Source organism: Bartonella sp. AA86SXKL, assembly GCF_042196885.1.
This window is the reverse complement of sequence record NZ_JBHIRE010000527.1, coordinates 1-327: the sequence shown is the minus strand read 5'-3', so window position 1 is coordinate 327 and position 327 is coordinate 1. Positions and strand designations below refer to the sequence as shown.

Below are 327 nucleotides of genomic sequence, written 5' to 3'. Positions count from 1 at the left end.
AAGCTTGGCATATTCCGCAGGTTTGTGCACCATAAATTGAGACAATTTGTCCAAGTTGTAAATTTTTAACGTTACTTCCCAGCTGAGTAACTTCACCGGAAGCTTCTGCGCCAATGACAAGGGGCATTTTTCTTTTAGCAAAGGCCATACCACGCCAGCCCCATACATCAAGATGATTAAGAGCAACAGCTTTTATACGTACTGTTACTTCATCGGGGTTAGGTGGTGGTGGGGGGGCAATAGTGGTGATTTCAAGTTGGCGTTCATTGAATAGTTGCAGTGCACGCATTATTATTCCCCCTCAAATATATGACTTTTAGATTAAGT

The 327-nt window shown here is 42.5% G+C and carries 1 pseudogene; it reads right to left on the bottom strand.

Annotated features, from left to right (window positions below):
* A pseudogene (locus ACFIO5_RS13065) lies at window positions 1-241 on the bottom strand (alcohol dehydrogenase catalytic domain-containing protein); the annotation flags it as partial.
* Between the last annotated feature and the right edge of the window lie 86 nt (window positions 242-327).